The organism is Pseudomonas sp. GZJR-8 (assembly GCF_002916705.1).
Lineage (GTDB): Bacteria > Pseudomonadota > Gammaproteobacteria > Pseudomonadales > Pseudomonadaceae > Aquipseudomonas > Aquipseudomonas synxantha_A.
In genome coordinates this window covers 50,498-68,679 of the sequence record NZ_JXSI01000009.1, presented here as the reverse complement: position 1 = coordinate 68,679, position 18,182 = coordinate 50,498, and the positions used below count along the sequence as shown (strand labels likewise).

Annotated in this window: 17 protein-coding genes; 13 read left to right on the top strand and 4 right to left on the bottom strand. The window is 57.9% G+C overall.

The genetic code is table 11. From position 1 onward, the window contains the following. Positions 1–27 precede the first annotated feature (27 nt). Positions 28–510, bottom strand: a complete 483-nt coding sequence (gene smpB / locus TK42_RS18155; RefSeq protein WP_005791513.1) for an SsrA-binding protein SmpB — start codon at positions 508–510, stop codon at positions 28–30. Between the two features lie 167 nt (positions 511–677). On the opposite strand from smpB, the gene TK42_RS18150 reads away from it, so the two are divergent. Continuing rightward, a complete protein-coding gene (locus TK42_RS18150; RefSeq protein WP_005791512.1) occupies positions 678–1,112 on the top strand; it encodes a type II toxin-antitoxin system RatA family toxin in 435 nt (144 codons plus the stop codon). Continuing rightward, positions 1,105–1,407, top strand: coding sequence for an RnfH family protein (locus tag TK42_RS18145; protein WP_103734804.1), 303 nt, complete (start codon positions 1,105–1,107; stop codon positions 1,405–1,407). Before TK42_RS18150 ends, TK42_RS18145 begins: the two co-directional genes overlap by 8 nt. 63 nt (positions 1,408–1,470) lie before the next feature. Here the strand turns inward: TK42_RS18145 and TK42_RS18140 are convergent, their stop codons facing one another. Further along, complete coding sequence (locus TK42_RS18140; RefSeq protein WP_005791510.1) at positions 1,471–1,998, bottom strand: outer membrane protein assembly factor BamE; 528 nt, start codon at positions 1,996–1,998, stop codon at positions 1,471–1,473. A gap of 98 nt (positions 1,999–2,096) precedes the next feature. Here TK42_RS18140 and fur point away from each other — a divergent pair, with 98 nt between their 5' ends. Continuing rightward, complete coding sequence (fur, locus tag TK42_RS18135; protein WP_003194220.1) at positions 2,097–2,501, top strand: ferric iron uptake transcriptional regulator; 405 nt, start codon at positions 2,097–2,099, stop codon at positions 2,499–2,501. 86 nt (positions 2,502–2,587) lie between these two features. On the opposite strand, the gene recN is transcribed toward fur, so the two are convergent. After that, complete coding sequence (gene recN, locus TK42_RS18130) at positions 2,588–4,261, bottom strand: DNA repair protein RecN (RefSeq protein WP_103734803.1); 1,674 nt, start codon at positions 4,259–4,261, stop codon at positions 2,588–2,590. 254 nt (positions 4,262–4,515) lie between these two features. Here recN and grpE point away from each other — a divergent pair, with 254 nt between their 5' ends. From grpE to TK42_RS18090, 8 genes are all read left to right on the top strand, one after another. Further along, the gene (gene grpE / locus TK42_RS18125; RefSeq protein ID WP_005791505.1) at positions 4,516–5,076 is read left to right on the top strand and encodes a nucleotide exchange factor GrpE; all 561 of its coding nucleotides are present in this window, start codon (positions 4,516–4,518) and stop codon (positions 5,074–5,076) included. Between the two features lie 102 nt (positions 5,077–5,178). Further along, positions 5,179–7,101 (top strand): molecular chaperone DnaK, encoded by a 1,923-nt coding sequence (gene dnaK, locus TK42_RS18120; RefSeq protein ID WP_005791503.1) that lies wholly within the window; start codon positions 5,179–5,181, stop codon positions 7,099–7,101. Positions 7,102–7,418: 317 nt separating this feature from the next. Then, positions 7,419–8,543, top strand: a complete 1,125-nt coding sequence (gene dnaJ / locus TK42_RS18115) for a molecular chaperone DnaJ (RefSeq protein WP_005791501.1) — start codon at positions 7,419–7,421, stop codon at positions 8,541–8,543. A 10-nt stretch (positions 8,544–8,553) separates the two neighbouring features. After that, positions 8,554–9,360 (top strand): 4-hydroxy-tetrahydrodipicolinate reductase, encoded by an 807-nt coding sequence (gene dapB / locus TK42_RS18110; RefSeq protein WP_103734802.1) that lies wholly within the window; start codon positions 8,554–8,556, stop codon positions 9,358–9,360. Between the two features lie 259 nt (positions 9,361–9,619). Then, a complete protein-coding gene (gene carA / locus TK42_RS18105; RefSeq protein WP_103734801.1) occupies positions 9,620–10,756 on the top strand; it encodes a glutamine-hydrolyzing carbamoyl-phosphate synthase small subunit in 1,137 nt (378 codons plus the stop codon). Positions 10,757–10,861: 105 nt separating this feature from the next. Further along, entirely contained in the window at positions 10,862–14,083 is a 3,222-nt protein-coding gene (carB, locus tag TK42_RS18100; protein WP_005791497.1) for a carbamoyl-phosphate synthase large subunit, read from the top strand. Beyond that, positions 14,080–14,556, top strand: coding sequence for a transcription elongation factor GreA (greA, locus tag TK42_RS18095; protein ID WP_005791494.1), 477 nt, complete (start codon positions 14,080–14,082; stop codon positions 14,554–14,556). Before carB ends, greA begins: the two co-directional genes overlap by 4 nt. Positions 14,557–14,584: 28 nt before the next feature. After that, positions 14,585–14,989: a hypothetical protein gene (locus tag TK42_RS18090; RefSeq protein WP_005791492.1), complete on the top strand. Its 405-nt coding sequence runs from the start codon at positions 14,585–14,587 to the stop codon at positions 14,987–14,989. A 9-nt stretch (positions 14,990–14,998) separates the two neighbouring features. Here the strand turns inward: TK42_RS18090 and TK42_RS18085 are convergent, their stop codons facing one another. Continuing rightward, positions 14,999–15,307: a YhbY family RNA-binding protein gene (locus tag TK42_RS18085; RefSeq protein ID WP_003176146.1), complete on the bottom strand. Its 309-nt coding sequence runs from the start codon at positions 15,305–15,307 to the stop codon at positions 14,999–15,001. 106 nt (positions 15,308–15,413) lie between these two features. Between TK42_RS18085 and rlmE the strand changes: the two genes are divergently transcribed. Next, positions 15,414–16,064 carry a 23S rRNA (uridine(2552)-2'-O)-methyltransferase RlmE gene (gene rlmE, locus TK42_RS18080; RefSeq protein ID WP_003194199.1) on the top strand — a complete coding sequence of 217 codons (651 nt, stop codon included), beginning with the start codon at positions 15,414–15,416 and terminating at the stop codon, positions 16,062–16,064. A gap of 200 nt (positions 16,065–16,264) precedes the next feature. After that, positions 16,265–18,175 (top strand): ATP-dependent zinc metalloprotease FtsH, encoded by a 1,911-nt coding sequence (gene ftsH / locus TK42_RS18075; protein ID WP_032803717.1) that lies wholly within the window; start codon positions 16,265–16,267, stop codon positions 18,173–18,175. Positions 18,176–18,182 lie beyond the last annotated feature (7 nt).

The window sequence follows — 18,182 nt, the reverse complement described above, 5'->3', positions numbered from 1 at the left end:
TTGCCCGCGGCTACATCATCACAAGGGTTAGTCTTCCTTGCCCTTGTTGCGCACGGCGCGATGCAGTTCGCGATTGGAGTCGCGCTCGCGTTCGGTGTCGCGCTTGTCGTATTCCTTCTTGCCCTTGCCCAGTGCGATTTCGCACTTGACCAGGTGCTTGCTCCAGTACCACGACAGGCAGACGCACGCGTAGCCTTTTTGCTGCACGGCCGCGGCGAGCTTTTCGAGTTCGCGGGCATTGAGCAACAGCTTGCGCGTGCGCACCGGGTCGGCAATCACGTGGGTGCTCGCGGTGGTCAGCGGGGTGATATGACTGCCGAGCAGCCACGCCTCGCCATCCTTGAGCAGCACATAGCTGTCGACCAGCTGCAGTTTGCTGGCACGCAGACTTTTTACTTCCCAGCCGGCCAGGACCAGACCAGCCTCGAACCGATGTTCGATGAAGTAATCGTGTCGCGCCTTTTTATTTTGCGCGATGGTCCCTGTGGGGTGTTTCTTTTGTTTAGCCATAGGGGCGGCATTATAGGGAGTTGCGAGCGTGTCGGCTACGGTCAACCTGCGTGCTTGAGCGTGTTGGACGAATCCCGGACAATACGGGCAGTTCTTTGGTTTTTTTCTCTCGCGGATCGGGCTGTACTTTCGCGACGTTTGCCTTAAGCAGTGGAAGTAACGCTCACATGACGACGCATATTCAACGTTCGGCCCTGCTGCCCTATCCGGCACAGGCGCTCTATGACCTGGTCAACGACGTGGCGCGTTACCCGGAATTCCTGCCTTGGTGCTCGACTGCCGAGGTGTTGGAGAGCAGTGATGAGCACATGGTCGCCAGTGTTGGTGTGGCCAAGGGCGGCCTCAGCCAGCATTTTGTTACGCGCAATGTGCTGGTGCCGGGCAAATCCATTGAAATGAATTTGCAGGAAGGGCCGTTCACCCAGCTGCACGGCGTGTGGGTGTTCAAGGCGCTGACAGATAAGGCCTGCAAGATCAGTCTGGATCTTTCATTTGATTACGCCGGCCCCATTGTGCGGGCGACTTTGGGGCCACTGTTCAATCAGGCGGCAAATACTTTGGTGGACGCTTTCTGTCAGCGAGCCAAGCAATTGCATGGTTGATATTGAAGTGGTGTATGCCGACGTGGATCGCCAGGTTCTGCTGGCGGTGGCGATACCGGTGGGCACAAGCCTGAGGGCGGCAGTGCTGGTGTCGGGCATTGCAGAGCATTTTCCGCAGTTGGCGTTGGCGGACTGCCCGTTGGGTATCTTCGGTAAGGTGGTGCCGGACGCTGATGTGCGTGCCGTGCAGGCGGGAGATCGGATCGAGATCTACCGGCCATTGCTGGCAGACCCCAAGGAAATACGCAGGCTGCGTGCGGCCAAGGCGGCGATGCTCAAGCGACAGAACGCCTAGGCTTGCCAACCGGCAGGCAACAAAAAGCCCGGCATGCCGGGCTTTTTATCGAGCGTCGCAAAATTATTGCGGGCTGGTGTCCAGAGGCTGTGGTGTCGGGACGGGTACAGTTTCGACACCGTCGACGTCTTTCTGGATCTGGTCCAGCAAGGAGCCTGGCTTGGCCGGCACCTCGGATTTCGGCTTTTCGGCTTCCTGCGCAGGTGCGGTCACGTTGGTGCCGCTGTCCTTGCCCAGCAAGGCTTCATCGCGGCTTACGCCGGGCATGAAGTCACCGGACAGGCTCACGAGCTGGTCATTGCCATTGAAGATGACACTGACGCGCTCCTGTTGGCGTTCACCGCCACCGGGCTGCAGGCTGTAGAGATAATCCCAGCGATCGGCATGGAATGTGTCGGTCAGCAGGGGGTTACCCATGATAAACCGTACTTGCCGTCGGGTCATTCCCGGGCGTAACTGGTCTATCATGTCCTGCGTGACGACATTGCCCTGCTGGATGTCGATTTTGTAAACCCCGGGGAATGAACAACCGGCGAGTGCGAGCAGTCCCACAAAGGTGAAACTGGTTAGCAAGAGCTTGGTGTTTTGCATCGGTGGGCGACTTCCACTATCTTGGCTGGGACAACGTAAACGCCGATCATACCCGTATTAAGAGAAGCTGCGAAGCAGCATCCGCGAGAAAGCTAACCATGGTTGAAAATAGCGAACTACGCAAAGCCGGTCTCAAAGTGACTCTGCCACGAGTCAAGATTCTACAAATGCTCGATTCTGCTGAGCAACGCCACATGAGTGCCGAGGATGTTTACAAGGCGCTGATGGAGTCTAACGAGGACGTCGGCCTGGCCACGGTTTACCGTGTACTGACCCAGTTTGAAGCCGCAGGGCTGGTGGTTCGCCATAATTTCGACGGCGGTCATGCAGTATTCGAGCTGGCTGACGGTGGTCATCATGACCACATGGTTGATCTGGATACCAATGAGGTTATCGAGTTCACCAGCCCTGAAATCGAAGCGCTGCAGCATAAGATTGCTGAGGAGCACGGTTTCGATTTGGTTGACCATAATCTGGTGCTGTACATCCGTAAGAAAAAGTAAAAATCGACGCAGTTTTGCTCTGCGAAACGATTGAAGGCGACCCTAGGGTCGCCTTCGTGCTTTCTATAAAGAGGAAAAGTACCCGTTCAAGCCTTCGCGGCCACGACCATTTTTTTCGCGTGAGCCAGCGACTCCTTGGTCAGGTCGATACCGCCGAGCATCCGCGCAACTTCTTCTACCCGTTCGGACTTGTTCAGCTTGGAGACGGCCGTGTGCGTCGCGTCGCTGCCGCGCACCTTGTGCACAAATAGATGTTGATGGCCCTGAGCGGCCACTTGCGGCAAGTGAGTCACCGTGAGTACCTGGCCGCGATCTCCCAGGCGACGCAACAACTGGCCAACAATCTCTGCGGTTGGCCCGCCGATGCCAACGTCTACTTCATCGAATACCAGCGTTGGTACCCGCGAGGTCTGGGCGGTGATCACCTGGATCGCCAGGCTGATCCGCGACAGCTCGCCGCCTGAGGCCACTTTGGCCAGGGCCTTGAGTGGCTGACCCGGGTTGGCGCTGACCAGCAGTTCTACCTGCTCCAGCCCATGGGGCTGCAGTTCGTGGCTGGCGTTGGCGCGCAGTTCGATGGTGAAGCGCCCGCCCGGCATACCCAGGCGCTGGATTTCCTGCTCGACGGCGCTGGCCAGGCTGGTGGCGGCCTGTTGGCGCAGGTCGCTCAGCTCCTGGGCCTTTTCCTGATAATGGCGGGCAAACGAAGCGAGTTCCTCGCCCAGTCGCTCGATGGACTCGTCGTTGGCGTTCAGTGTGTCGATTTCATCCAGCAGCTTCTGTTGCATGGCAGCCAGTTCAGTGGGCTGGATTCGATGCTTGCGCGCCAGGGTATAGATGGTGTCCAGGCGCTCTTCTATTTCCTGCAGGCGTGCCGGATCGGCATCGAAGTGGTCCAGGAAGCGGTTGAGTTCACCGACGGCTTCTTCAACCTGGATCTGTGCGCTGGTGAGCAGGGTAGTGGCCTCATTCAACGAGCCGGAAGCATTGTTCACGCTGGAGAGGCGATTGAGGCTGGCTGTCAGCGCGTTGAGCACATTGCCCGAGTCACTCTCGCTGCATTGCTCGACGACCTGGCGGCAGATACCCAGCAAGGTCTCTGCATTGGTCAGGTTCTTGTGTTCCTGCTCAAGCTGCTCCAGTTCGGTCTCGCCCAGGCCCAGGCTTTCAAGCTCTTCGAGTTGATAGCTGAGCAGTTGGTGGCGGGCGCGTTGTTCATCGCCGGAGTTGGAGAGGCGTTCCAGTTCCTGGCGTGTCTGGCGCCAGCGTTGGGCGGCCAGTTGAACCTGGCGGGCAAGGTCGGTGGCGCCGGCGTATTCGTCGAGCAGTCGGCGGTGAGTATCGGTTTTGAGCAGGGACTGGTGTTCATGCTGGCTGTGGATATCGATCAGCAGCTCACCCAGGGCTTTCAAGTCGCCAAGTGGGCACGGCGTGCCGTTGATATAGCCGCGGGAGCGACCTTCGGCAGTGATCACCCGGCGCAGAATGCACGGGCCTTCATTGTTCAGGTCGCGCTCGACCAGCCATGCTTCGGCCTCGGGAATGTCGGCCAGGTCAAAGGTGGCCAGGATATCGGCTTTGTCGGAGCCTGGGCGTACCACGCCACTGTCGGCGCGGTCGCCGAGGGTCAGGCCGAGGGCGTCGAGCATGATCGACTTGCCGGCGCCGGTTTCGCCTGTGATTACGCTCATCCCGCGATCCAGTTCGAGATCCAGATGTTCAACGATTGCGTAGTTATGTACAGACAGGTGCATGAGCATGACGGCCGCTCCCAGGCTTGAGGTCTGGTTATTTATACAGTGTTTTGTTTGTGGCTGACAATCCTGGCGCTTAGCTCGATTTGCTTGATCAATAGCTTTTTTTAGCGCGATGAGGAATGTAGGGGCAGGAAATGATCCGAGTCATGCGAAAGACTTTTGGTAACGCCCGCGCCCTTGAACCTGGAAATTGTGGCCCCATATACCGGAACAGAAGCGCGAGTCGATATCGCGCATGATTTTGAAAGGAGAAATCTATGGCTGACGAACAGACGCAGGATACGCAAACTCCAGACGCCAATGCGGCTGCCGGTGATGAGCTGGCCACCCGCGTGCAAGTGCTCGAAGAGCAATTGTCCGCTGCGCAGGATCAATCGTTGCGTGTTGCCGCCGATCTGCAGAACGTCCGCCGCCGTGCCGAGCAGGACGTAGAAAAGGCTCACAAATTCGCGCTGGAAAAATTCGCTGGCGATCTGCTGCCGATCATCGACAGTCTTGAACGTGGTCTTGAGTTGTCTGACCCGGCCGACGAAAACATCCGCCCAATGCGTGAAGGTATCGAGCTGACGCTGAAAATGTTCCAGGACACCCTGAAGCGTTATCAGCTGGAAGCGATCGATCCGCAAGGCGGCGAGCCGTTCAATGCTGAGCATCACCAGGCCATGGCCATGCAGGAAAGCCACGATCTGGAGCCTAACAGCGTGATGAAGGTGTTCCAGAAGGGTTACCAGCTCAATGGTCGCTTGATGCGCCCGGCAATGGTGGTGGTGAGCAAGGCTCCTGCACCCGCTGCACCTTCTATTGATGAGCAGGCTTGAAATCCGCCGCAAGGCCCCCATCTATAAGTCAAGCGTTTAAGTGCTACCGCAGTTAGCCACAACTGCTGCGGTAACCAAATTCAAAGTTCGGGAGAGTAAATCATGGGCAAAATTATCGGTATTGACCTGGGGACCACCAACTCCTGCGTCTCCGTGCTGGAAAACGGCGTTGCAAAAGTTATCGAAAACGCCGAAGGCGCACGTACCACTCCGTCGATCATCGCTTACGCCAACGACGGTGAAATCCTCGTGGGTCAGTCGGCCAAGCGTCAGGCTGTGACCAACCCGCATAACACCCTGTATGCGGTAAAGCGTTTGATCGGTCGTAAGTTCGACGAAGAAGTCGTACAGAAAGACATCAAGATGGTCCCTTACAAAATCGCCAAGGCCGACAACGGTGACGCCTGGGTTGAAGTAAACGGCCAGAAAATGTCGCCGCCGCAAATCTCGGCTGAAATCTTGAAAAAGATGAAGAAGACCGCCGAAGACTACCTCGGTGAAGCAGTGACTGAAGCGGTGATCACCGTTCCGGCCTACTTCAACGACAGCCAGCGCCAGGCAACCAAAGACGCCGGCCGCATCGCGGGTCTGGACGTAAAACGTATCATCAACGAGCCAACCGCAGCCGCTCTGGCTTACGGCATGGACAAGGCCAAGGGCGACCACACTGTGATCGTCTACGACCTGGGTGGCGGTACTTTTGACGTGTCCGTGATCGAGATCGCAGAAGTCGACGGCGAGCACCAGTTCGAAGTTTTGGCCACCAACGGCGACACCTTCCTGGGTGGTGAAGACTTTGACATCCGTCTGATCGACTACCTCGTAGACGAATTCAAGAAAGAAAGCGGCATGAACCTCAAGGGTGACCCGCTGGCCATGCAGCGCCTGAAAGAAGCCGCTGAAAAGGCCAAGATCGAGCTGTCTTCCGCTCAGTCGACCGACGTCAACCTGCCGTACATCACTGCAGACGCTACCGGTCCTAAGCACTTGAACGTGAAAATCTCGCGCTCCAAGCTCGAAGCTCTGGTTGAAGACCTGGTTCAGCGCACCATCGAGCCTTGCCGTATCGCACTGAAAGACTCCGGTATCGACGTTGGCTCGATCAACGACGTGATCCTGGTCGGCGGTCAGACCCGTATGCCGCTGGTGCAGAAGCTGGTAACCGAGTTCTTCGGCAAAGAAGCACGTAAAGACGTGAACCCGGACGAAGCTGTTGCCATGGGTGCTGCCATCCAGGGTGCGGTATTGGCCGGTGACGTAAAAGACGTATTGCTGCTGGACGTGAGCCCGCTGACCCTGGGTATCGAAACCATGGGTGGCGTGATGACTGCGCTGATCGAGAAAAACACCACGATTCCTACCAAGAAATCCCAGGTGTTCTCGACTGCCGATGACAACCAGGGCGCCGTGACCATTCACGTGCTGCAAGGTGAGCGCAAGCAAGCCGCGCAGAACAAGTCCCTGGGCAAGTTCGACCTGGCTGAGATTCCACCAGCACCACGTGGCGTGCCACAAATCGAAGTGACCTTCGACATCGATGCCAACGGCATCCTGCACGTCGGCGCGAAAGACAAGGCAACCGGCAAAGAGCAGAAGATCACCATCAAGGCCAACTCCGGTCTGTCTGATGAAGAAATTCAACAGATGATTCGTGATGCTGAAGCCAACGCTGATGCGGATGCCAAGTTTGCTGAACTGGCTGGCGCCCGTAACCAGGGTGATGCGCTGGTTCACTCGACTCGCAAGATGATCGCTGATGCTGGCGATAAAGTGACCGAAGAAGAGAAAACCGCAATCGAAGCGGCCTTGGTTGCCCTGGAAGCCGCCATCAAAGGTGACGACAAGGCTGCCATCGAAGCCAAGATCGAGGAGCTGTCGAAAGTCTCCGCACCGGTCGCTCAGAAAATGTACGCCGAACAAGGCCAGCCGGCTGACGGTGCTGCGCAGCAGGCAGAGCCAGAAGCCAAGCACGACGATGTTGTCGATGCCGAGTTCGAAGAAGTCAAAGAAGACCAGAAGAAGTAACTTGGTCGCCCGGTTGACCGCTCACAAGCGGTGACTGGTAGGATGTCGCCGCGCGGGAGCTTGCTCCCGCGTTGGCGTGTCTGGGGTATGCGAATTTTTACAGCATGCGACAACGCTCGGATGCTGGCGGTGTGATCGGGAATGCTCCTGCTTTCCGAATGGCATTCACCGCGTTTTTGGCCGGGTCCCTGGCTGAAAGCAGTAATGACCAGGATCGTTGAATTGACGTGAGTTGGGTCCGGGCCTGTATTGGGGCTCAACGAGTTTGGCAGGGTTCAGGAGGGCCAGGCCGAACGTCCTTAAGAGTGCAAAGACTTATGGCAAAGCGTGACTATTACGAAGTATTGGGTGTGGAGCGCGGGGCCAGCGAGGCGGACCTGAAGAAGGCCTACCGTCGCTTGGCGATGAAGCACCACCCCGACCGTAATCCGGATAACAAAGAATCCGAAGAGATGTTCAAAGAGGCCAATGAGGCCTACGAATGCCTGTGTGATCCCAATAAGCGTGCGGCCTACGACCAGTACGGTCATGCCGGCGTCGACCCGAGCATGGGTGGCGGCGGCGCCGGTTTCGGCGGTCAGAACTTCTCCGATATTTTCGGCGACGTGTTCAGCGATTTCTTCGGCGGTGGTCGTGGCGGTCAACGTGGCGGCGCGCAGCGTGGCAGTGACTTGCGCTACACGCTGGAGTTGAATCTGGAAGAAGCCGTGCGCGGCACCAGCGTCAATATTCGTGTGCCGACGCTGGTCAACTGCAAGCCGTGCGACGGTTCGGGTGCCAAGAAAGGCTCCTCGCCGATCACGTGCCCGACCTGTGGTGGCATCGGTCAGGTGCGCATGCAGCAGGGCTTCTTCTCGGTGCAGCAAACCTGCCCGCGTTGCCATGGCCAGGGCAAGATCATTTCCGACCCGTGCGATTCCTGCCACGGCGAAGGTCGTGTTGAAGAGTACAAGACCCTCTCGGTGAAAGTGCCGGCGGGTGTGGATACCGGCGATCGTATTCGCCTGTCGGGCGAAGGCGAGGCGGGTACCCAGGGTGGTCCGACTGGCGACCTGTACGTGGTGATCAATGTGCGTGAGCACTCGATCTTCCAGCGCGATGGCAAACACCTGTTCTGCGAAGTGCCGATCAGCTTTGTCGATGCGGCCCTGGGCGGTGAGTTGGAGATTCCGACCCTTGATGGTCGAGTCAAACTCAAGATTCCCGAGGGGACACAGACTGGCAAGCAGTTCCGCATCCGTGGCAAAGGCGTTGCGCCGGTGCGCGGTGGCGGTGCGGGTGACCTGATGTGTCGTGTGGCGGTGGAAACCCCGGTCAACCTGGGCCGTCGTCAGCGCGAACTGCTCGAAGAGTTCCGCAGCTCGCTGGAAGGCGATGACTCCCATTCGCCGAAAACCACTGGCTTCTTCGATGGCGTGAAACGCTTCTTCGGCGACCTGTAAGGACGTGAATATGCGACGTATAGCCGTAATGGGCGCTGCCGGGCGCATGGGCAAGACGCTGGTCGAGGCGGTGCAGCAACGCTCGCCGGCCTCCGGGCTGACGGCGGCGATTGTTCGCCCGGGCAGCACGTTGATCGGTGCGGATGCCGGTGAGTTGGCGTCGTTGGGCCGCATCGGTGTCTCGTTGACGGGCAGCCTTGAGCAGGTGGCTGACGAGTTTGACGTGCTCATCGATTTCACCTTGCCTGAAGTGATGCTGAAAAACCTGGCCTTCTGCCGCAAGGCAGGCAAGGCCATGGTGATCGGTACGACTGGTTTGAGTGCTGAGCAGAAGCAGTTGCTGGTGGAGGCGGGCAAGGATATTCCGATCGTCTTTGCTGCCAACTTCAGCGTTGGCGTGAACCTGTCGCTAAAATTGTTGGACCTGGCAGCGCGTGTGCTGGGTGACGAAGCCGACATCGAGATTATCGAGACTCATCACCGTCACAAGATCGATGCGCCATCGGGCACTGCGTTGCGCATGGGTGAAGCTATCGCTGATGCGCTGGGCCGCGATCTATCGAAAGTGGCGGTATACGGGCGTGAAGGTCATACCGGTGAGCGCGCGCGCGACACCATCGGCTTTGCAACCGTGCGCGGTGGTGATGTGGTTGGCGATCACACGGTGCTGTTCGCCACCGAAGGCGAGCGCCTGGAGATCACGCACAAGGCTTCAAGCCGCATGACGTTCGCCAAGGGTGCAGTGCGAGCTGCGCTCTGGTTGGAAGGCTGCGTGCCGGGCCTGTATGACATGCGCGACGTGTTGGATCTGCACTAATCAGTAGCTTAAATGGGGCCTCGGGATTATCCTGAGGCCCCGTTTTTACCCGCTAAGCGACGTCCTGTCGCATTCTCCTGCCTTTAAGGCTCATTAGCGGTGGACCCAAAAAGCCTTTTTCTGTAAGCTACAGCTTTAGTGTGTCCACTAAAAGCGCGCAGAATAATTCGATGAAGAAGCGGGGTGACGTGTCCATACGTCACTCCGCTTTTTTACAACCTGCGATCGCCCTTTCAGGCTTTATTTACGGGAGGTCTTCTTGACTAAGCCAGCCATACTCGCCCTTGCTGATGGCAGCATTTTTCGCGGCGAAGCCATTGGAGCCGACGGTCAAACCGTTGGAGAGGTGGTGTTCAACACCGCCATGACCGGCTATCAGGAAATCCTTACCGATCCTTCCTACGCCCAACAGATCGTTACCCTGACCTATCCGCACATCGGCAACACCGGCACTACACCGGAAGATGTCGAGTCTGATCGTGTCTGGTCGGCCGGTCTGGTGATTCGTGACCTGCCACTGGTTGCGAGCAACTGGCGTAACACGATGTCGCTGTCCGATTACCTGAAAGCCAACAATGTTGTGGCGATCGCCGGTATCGATACGCGCCGCCTCACGCGCATCCTGCGTGAAAAAGGCTCGCAGAATGGCTGCATCATGGTCGGTGACAATATTTCCGACGAGGCGGCGATTGCCGCAGCACAAGGCTTCCCTGGCCTGAAAGGCATGGACCTGGCGAAAGTCGTCAGCGTCAAAGAGAAGTACGAGTGGCGTTCCACTGTGTGGGATCTGAAGACCGACAGCCACGCGACTATTGAGGCTGCCGATCTGCCTTACCACGTGGTCGCCTATGACTACGGCGTCAAGTACAACATCCTGCGCATGTTGGTCGAGCGTGGCTGCCGCGTGACCGTGGTGCCCGCGCAAACACCTGCCAGCGATGTGCTCGCGATGCAGCCGGACGGCGTGTTCCTGTCCAACGGCCCGGGTGACCCCGAGCCATGCGACTACGCTATCCAGGCCATCAAGGACGTGCTGGAAACCGACATTCCGGTGTTCGGTATCTGCCTTGGTCACCAGCTGCTGGCTTTGGCCTCCGGCGCCAAGACCCTGAAAATGGGCCACGGCCACCACGGTGCCAACCACCCGGTACAAGACCTGGACACCGGCGTTGTGATGATCACCAGCCAGAACCACGGTTTTGCGGTGGATGAAGCCAGCTTGCCGAGTAATGTGCGCGCCATTCACAAGTCGCTGTTCGACGGTTCCCTGCAGGGCATCGAGCGCACCGACAAGAGCGCGTTCAGCTTCCAGGGCCACCCTGAAGCCAGCCCGGGCCCGAACGACATAGCGCCGCTGTTCGACCGTTTCATCAATGAGATGGCCAAGCGACGCTGACTGAGTGCTCTGCGGGCGGCCCCGAACCACGGTGGCCCCCGCAGGCTCTTCAAGGATTGTTCTAGACGGCTTGCCGACTGACCTGCGGATTTGAGTGACAAACCCATGCCAAAACGTACAGACATAAAAAGCATCCTGATTCTCGGCGCTGGCCCGATCGTGATCGGCCAGGCCTGCGAATTCGACTACTCCGGCGCCCAGGCCTGTAAGGCCCTGCGTGAGGAGGGCTACCGCGTCATCCTGGTGAACTCCAACCCGGCCACCATCATGACCGACCCGGCCATGGCCGACGCGACGTACATCGAGCCGATCAAATGGCAGACCGTTGCCAAGATCATCGAGAAAGAGCGTCCGGACGCGCTGCTGCCAACTATGGGCGGCCAGACTGCATTGAACTGCGCCCTGGACCTGGAGCGCGAAGGCGTCCTGGAAAAGTTCGGCGTAGAGATGATCGGCGCCAATGCCGACACCATCGACAAGGCTGAAGACCGTTCGCGTTTCGACAAGGCCATGAAGTCCATCGGCCTGGCGTGCCCGCGTTCCGGTATCGCCCACAGCATGGAAGAAGCCAATGCGGTCCTTGAGACCCTGGGCTTCCCGTGCATTATCCGTCCGTCCTTCACCATGGGTGGCACCGGTGGCGGCATTGCCTACAACCGTGAAGAGTTCGAAGAAATCTGCGCGCGTGGCCTGGACCTGTCGCCGACCAAAGAGCTGCTGATCGACGAATCGCTGATCGGTTGGAAAGAATACGAGATGGAGGTGGTCCGCGATAAAAAGGACAACTGCATCATCGTCTGCTCCATCGAAAACTTCGATCCGATGGGCGTGCACACTGGTGACTCGATCACCGTGGCTCCGGCGCAGACCCTGACCGACAAGGAATACCAGATCCTGCGTAACGCCTCCCTGGCGGTACTGCGCGAGATCGGCGTTGAAACCGGCGGTTCCAACGTTCAGTTCGGCATCTGCCCTGACACCGGCCGCATGGTCGTGATCGAGATGAACCCGCGTGTATCGCGTTCTTCGGCGCTGGCCTCGAAAGCTACCGGCTTCCCGATTGCGCGTATCGCTGCCAAGCTGGCTATCGGCTACACCTTGGACGAACTGCAAAACGAAATCACCGGCGGCGCTATGCCGGCGTCTTTCGAGCCGTCTATCGACTACGTTGTGACCAAGCTGCCACGCTTTGCCTTCGAGAAGTTCGCCAAGGCTGATGCACGCCTGACCACCCAGATGAAGTCGGTCGGCGAAGTCATGGCGATCGGCCGCACGTTCCAGGAATCCCTGCAGAAAGCCCTGCGCGGCCTGGAAGTCGGTGTTTGCGGCCTGGACGAGAAGCTCGACCTGAGCAATCCGGAAAGCATGAGCATCCTCAAGCGCGAGCTGACCGTGCCGGGTGCCGAGCGTATCTGGTACGTGGCTGACGCCTTCCGTGCCGGCCTGAGCGTCGAAGATATCTTCGGCATGAACATGATCGATCCGTGGTTCCTGGTGCAGATCGAAGATCTGATCAAGGAAGAAGAGAAGGTCAAGACTCTGGGCCTGTCGTCTATCGACCGCGACCTGATGTTCCGCCTCAAGCGCAAAGGCTTCTCCGACCAGCGCCTGGCCAAGCTGCTGGGTGTGACCGAGAAGAACCTGCGTACTCATCGCCACAAGTTGGATATCTTTCCGGTCTACAAGCGCGTTGACACCTGCGCCGCAGAGTTCGCCACCGACACTGCCTACATGTACTCCACCTATGAGGAAGAGTGCGAAGCCGCGCCGTCGGATCGCGACAAGATCATCATCCTGGGTGGCGGTCCGAACCGTATCGGCCAGGGCATCGAGTTCGACTACTGCTGCGTACACGCCGCCCTCGCCCTGCGCGAAGACGGGTACGAGACCATTATGGTCAACTGCAACCCGGAAACGGTTTCCACTGACTACGACACTTCCGACCGTCTGTACTTCGAGCCGGTAACGCTGGAAGACGTATTGGAAATCTGCCGCGTCGAGAAGCCTAAAGGCGTGATCGTCCAGTACGGCGGCCAGACCCCGCTGAAGCTGGCGCGTGCCCTGGAAGCTGCCGGCGTGCCGATCATCGGTACCAGCCCGGACGCTATCGACCGTGCCGAAGACCGTGAGCGCTTCCAGCAGATGGTTGAGCGCCTGAACCTGCGTCAGCCGCCGAACGCTACTGTGCGCAGCGAAGACGAAGCCATCCGTGCAGCCAGCAAGATCGGCTACCCGCTGGTGGTGCGCCCGTCCTACGTACTGGGCGGTCGCGCGATGGAAATCGTCTACGAAGAAGACGAACTCAAGCGCTACCTGCGTGATGCGGTGAAAGTGTCCAACGACAGCCCGGTGCTGCTGGACCACTTCCTCAACTGCGCCATCGAAATGGACGTGGATGCGGTATGCGACGGTACTGACGTAGTGATCGGCGCGATCATGCAGCACATCGAGCAGGCCGGCGTTCACTCCGGTGACTCCGCGTGCTCGCTGCCGCCGTACTCGCTGCCGGCGCACATCCAGGACGAGATGCGCGAACAGGTCAAGAAAATGGCCCTGGAACTGGGTGTGGTCGGCCTGATGAACGTTCAGTTGGCGCTGCAAGGCGAAGACATCTACGTCATTGAAGTCAACCCGCGTGCCTCGCGTACCGTGCCGTTTGTATCCAAGTGCATCGGTGTGTCCCTGGCCATGATCGCTGCCCGTGTGATGGCCGGTAAGACCTTGAAGGAAATCGGCTTTACCAAGGAAATCATTCCCAACTTCTACAGCGTGAAAGAGGCGGTGTTCCCATTCGCCAAATTCCCTGGTGTGGACCCGATCCTGGGCCCAGAGATGAAGTCCACCGGTGAAGTGATGGGCGTGGGCGATACTTTCGGTGAAGCGTTCGCCAAGGCCCAGATGGGTGCCAGCGAAGTGCTGCCGACCGGCGGTACTGCATTTATCAGCGTGCGTGATGACGACAAGCCACTGGTTGCGGGCGTGGCCCGTGATCTGATCAACTTGGGCTTTGAAGTTGTCGCGACTGCCGGGACCGCCAAGCTGATCGAGGCTGCGGGCTTGAAAGTACGTCGCGTGAACAAGGTGACGGAAGGCCGTCCGCATGTGGTCGACATGATCAAGAATGACGAAGTCACGCTGATCATCAACACCACCGAAGGTCGTCAGTCGATCGCGGATTCCTACTCCATTCGTCGTAATGCCTTGCAGCACAAGATCTACTGCACCACCACTATTGCTGCTGGCGAAGCTATCTGCGAAGCGCTCAAGTTCGGTCCGGAAAAGACCGTGCGTCGCTTGCAGGATCTACACGCAGGATTGAAGGCATGATCAAATACCCAATGACCGTCCAGGGCGCCAAGGCCCTGGAAGAGGAACACGCCCATCTGACCAAGGTCGTACGTCCGAAGCTGAGCCAGGACATCGGTACGGCCCGCGAGCTGGGTGACTTGAAGGAAAACGCCGAATACCACGCTGCTCGCGAGCAGCAGGGTATGGTCGAGGCGCGGATTCGTGATATCGAGGGCCGCATGCAGAATGCGGTGATCATCGACGTCACGACCATCCCGCATACCGGCAAGGTGATTTTCGGCACGACCGTGGAAATCGCCAACGTCGAGACTGACGAAAGCGTGACTTACCAGATCGTGGGTGAGGATGAGGCTGATTTCAAGCAAGGCAAGATCTCTGTCGGCTCGCCGATCGCTCGCGCCTTGATTGCCAAGGAAGAGGGCGACGTCGTTGCCGTGAAAACGCCGAGCGGCGTCATTGAGTACGAGATTGTCGAAGTCCGCCACATCTGAAAGACGGCGCCCGCTACGTGCGGGCGCCATGCTTTGGCAGCTCTCTCAGATGCTTTGGGTGGGCGGCCTGTGGCTGTTGCATATGGGTGTATTGCCGGTGCTGGGCCTTATTGGTCTGGCACCGTTGCTGATCGATGAGATCGACAAATTGCTTAGCGCGCTGCTGGTGGGTTTTGCGGCGGCGTGTGTGTTGCTCCAGGCTTTAGTGCTGGTCAAGGCTGAGGGCTTTGAGAGTTTATGGCGGGACATTCGCGGGCAACTGCTGTTGATGTCGCTGTATGCGTGCGCGATGTTTTGCGTGGTGTATATTTGGCTGCCGCAAGCGTTGCGCTGGCAGTTATTCAGCTATCTTGTGCTAGGGTTTTCCGGTTTGGTGCTGGTCATGCAGCCGGCGCCGGGGTGGAGTGGCAGGGCGCGCGAAGCACGCCCGTGACCCTTTTCATCATTTGAAGCGATGAACGTTCGACAGTTGCTTGTTGACGCTGAAGTTCTTGCGATACAGCAGCGCCATTTTGCCGATGACCTGAACCAGGTCCGCTTTGCCCACCTTGCACAGTTCTGCAACGGCGGCCAAACGCGCTTCGCGATCAAGGATATTGACCTTGATCTTGATCAGTTCGTGATCGTTCAGTGCGCGTTCAAATTCGGCTAAAACACCTTCAGTCAACCCGTTGTCTGCCACAATCAGAACTGGTTTCAGATGGTGGCCAATGGATTTGTACTGTTTCTTCTGCTCTTGAGTGAGCGGCATAATCTGACCCCTGCGTCTGATCTTGTAAAAAGCGGCGGCCAGTTTACCCGAGCGAGTCCGGGACCGCCCAGTTAATCACGACCCGTTTTATTTTTCGAGGTGGCCCGTGGCCCGTTCCAAAACCAGCCTTAAGTGGCTACAAGAACATTTCAATGATCCTTACGTCAAAAAGGCGCAAAAGGACGGCTACCGTTCCCGGGCCAGCTACAAGCTGCTGGAGATCCAGGACAAGGATAAGCTGATCCGTCCAGGTATGAGCGTTATCGATCTCGGCGCGGCCCCCGGTGGCTGGTCCCAGGTGACCAGTCGTCTGATTGGTGGGCAAGGCCGATTGATCGCTTCCGACATCCTCGAGATGGACAGCATCCCGGATGTGACCTTTGTTCACGGCGACTTTACCGAAGACAAGGTATTGGCCGAGATCCTGGAGGCTGTGGGAAATTCGCAGGTAGACCTTGTGATTTCCGACATGGCCCCCAATATGAGTGGATTACCGGCTGTTGATATGCCGCGTGCCATGTTCCTGTGTGAACTGGCGCTGGATTTGGCAGGTCGGGTGTTGCGTCCGGGTGGCGATTTCCTGGTGAAGGTCTTCCAGGGCGAAGGTTTCGACGAGTACCACAAGAACATTCGCAAGTTGTTCGACAAGGTGCAGACCCGTAAACCGGACTCTTCCCGTGACCGGTCCAGGGAGCAGTATCTGCTGTGCCGTGGCTACCGCGGTGTTGAAGGCGCAGCGAGCGAAGAGCGTTTTTGAGAAATTCGAGGAGGGCGATAGGTTTTTTTATATCGCTTTCGTCACGAAGCTTTACGAATATTGTGTAGTCAAAGTTTCACAAAGGGTTACAGACGGCGCCTGCCAGAGTTGTAGGTAATGTAGTAAGTTAGGCCGGTGAATATCATGCGAAGCGCGCGCCAGTAGCGGAGCTTGCTTCAGAGGGTAGTTAATTGAACGATATGGCAAAGAATCTGATCCTGTGGTTGATCATCGCGGCTGTCCTGGTGACGGTGATGAACAACTTCTCCAGCCCTAACGAGCCGCAGACCCTCAACTATTCCGACTTCATCCAGCAAGTTAAGGATGGCAAGGTCGAGCGCGTAGCGGTTGATGGCTACGTGATTACCGGTAAGCGCAACGACGGCGACAGCTTCAAGACCATTCGTCCGGCAATCCAGGACAACGGTCTGATCGGTGACCTGGTGGATAACCACGTGGTTGTCGAAGGCAAGCAGCCTGAACAGCAAAGCATCTGGACTCAGCTCCTGGTGGCAAGCTTCCCGATCCTGGTGATTATCGCCGTGTTCATGTTCTTCATGCGCCAGATGCAAGGTGGTGCGGGAGGAAAGGGCGGGCCGATGAGCTTTGGCAAGAGCAAGGCACGTCTGCTCTCCGAGGACCAGGTCAAGACTACCTTGGCTGACGTTGCAGGTTGCGACGAAGCCAAGGAAGAAGTGGGTGAGTTGGTCGAGTTCCTGCGTGATCCGGGCAAGTTCCAGCGCCTGGGTGGTCGTATTCCTCGCGGCGTGTTGATGGTAGGTCCACCAGGTACCGGTAAAACCTTGCTGGCCAAGGCGATTGCCGGCGAAGCCAAGGTGCCTTTCTTCACTATTTCCGGTTCTGACTTCGTCGAGATGTTCGTCGGTGTGGGCGCCAGCCGTGTTCGCGATATGTTCGAACAGGCCAAGAAGCATGCGCCGTGCATCATCTTCATCGATGAGATCGATGCCGTTGGTCGCCATCGTGGCGCTGGCATGGGTGGTGGTCATGATGAACGTGAGCAGACCCTCAACCAGTTGCTGGTAGAGATGGATGGTTTCGAGATGAATGACGGCATTATCGTCATCGCCGCGACCAACCGTCCGGACGTACTGGACCCTGCGTTGCTGCGCCCGGGCCGTTTCGACCGTCAGGTCGTGGTTGGCCTGCCGGATATCCGCGGTCGTGAACAGATTTTGAAAGTACACATGCGCAAGGTGCCAATGGGTGACGACGTGGCTCCGGCTGTGATTGCCCGTGGTACGCCTGGCTTCTCCGGTGCCGACCTGGCCAACCTGGTCAACGAGGCTTCGTTGTTTGCTGCCCGTACCGGCAAGCGCATTGTTGAAATGAAAGAGTTCGAATTGGCAAAAGACAAGATCATGATGGGCGCTGAGCGCAAATCCATGGTCATGTCCGAGAAAGAGAAGCAGAACACGGCTTATCACGAAGCCGGTCACGCCATTGTTGGTCGCGTTGTGCCTGAGCATGACCCGGTCTACAAGGTGTCGATCATTCCTCGTGGCCGTGCGCTGGGTGTGACCATGTTCCTGCCGGAAGAGGATCGCTACAGCCTCTCCAAGCGTGCATTGATCAGCCAGATCTGTTCGCTGTATGGCGGGCGGATTGCCGAGGAGATGACCCTGGGCTTCGATGGCGTCACCACAGGTGCTTCCAATGACATCATGCGTGCCAGCCAGATTGCACGAAATATGGTGACCAAGTGGGGCTTGTCGGAAAAACTCGGTCCTTTGATGTATGCAGAGGAAGAGGGTGAGGTGTTCCTCGGTCGTGGTGGTGGCGGTCAAAGTGCCAGCTTCTCCGGTGAGACTGCCAAGCTGATCGACTCCGAAGTTCGCAGCATCATTGACCAGTGTTATGGCACGGCCAAGCAGATCCTCACCGATAACCGCGACAAGCTTGATGCCATGGCTGATGCGCTGATGAAGTACGAGACCATTGATGCCGATCAGATCGACGACATCATGGCCGGTCGTACACCGCGTGAGCCTCGCGATTGGGAAGGTGGTTCAGGTACTTCGGGTACCCCACCCGTCGTTCAGAACGAACGCCCTGAGACCCCGATCGGCGGCCCGGCAGCTGACCACTAAGGTTTGA

Bases quoted from the DNA above. Each gene is read 5' to 3' on its own strand.
- greA (WP_005791494.1), top strand. From the start codon at position 14,080: ATGATCAAATACCCAATGACCGTCCAGGGCGCCAAGGCCCTGGAAGAG.
- TK42_RS18085 (WP_003176146.1), bottom strand. From the start codon at position 15,307: ATGCCGCTCACTCAAGAGCAGAAGAAACAGTACAAATCCATTGGCCAC.
- grpE (WP_005791505.1), top strand. From the start codon at position 4,516: ATGGCTGACGAACAGACGCAGGATACGCAAACTCCAGACGCCAATGCG.
- dnaK (WP_005791503.1), top strand. From the start codon at position 5,179: ATGGGCAAAATTATCGGTATTGACCTGGGGACCACCAACTCCTGCGTC.
- fur (WP_003194220.1), top strand. From the start codon at position 2,097: ATGGTTGAAAATAGCGAACTACGCAAAGCCGGTCTCAAAGTGACTCTG.
- carB (WP_005791497.1), top strand. From the start codon at position 10,862: ATGCCAAAACGTACAGACATAAAAAGCATCCTGATTCTCGGCGCTGGC.
- dapB (WP_103734802.1), top strand. From the start codon at position 8,554: ATGCGACGTATAGCCGTAATGGGCGCTGCCGGGCGCATGGGCAAGACG.
- TK42_RS18140 (WP_005791510.1), bottom strand. From the start codon at position 1,998: ATGCAAAACACCAAGCTCTTGCTAACCAGTTTCACCTTTGTGGGACTG.
- TK42_RS18145 (WP_103734804.1), top strand. From the start codon at position 1,105: ATGGTTGATATTGAAGTGGTGTATGCCGACGTGGATCGCCAGGTTCTG.
- dnaJ (WP_005791501.1), top strand. From the start codon at position 7,419: ATGGCAAAGCGTGACTATTACGAAGTATTGGGTGTGGAGCGCGGGGCC.
- ftsH (WP_032803717.1), top strand. From the start codon at position 16,265: ATGGCAAAGAATCTGATCCTGTGGTTGATCATCGCGGCTGTCCTGGTG.
- TK42_RS18090 (WP_005791492.1), top strand. From the start codon at position 14,585: ATGCTTTGGCAGCTCTCTCAGATGCTTTGGGTGGGCGGCCTGTGGCTG.
- TK42_RS18150 (WP_005791512.1), top strand. From the start codon at position 678: ATGACGACGCATATTCAACGTTCGGCCCTGCTGCCCTATCCGGCACAG.
- smpB (WP_005791513.1), bottom strand. From the start codon at position 510: ATGGCTAAACAAAAGAAACACCCCACAGGGACCATCGCGCAAAATAAA.
- recN (WP_103734803.1), bottom strand. From the start codon at position 4,261: ATGCTCATGCACCTGTCTGTACATAACTACGCAATCGTTGAACATCTG.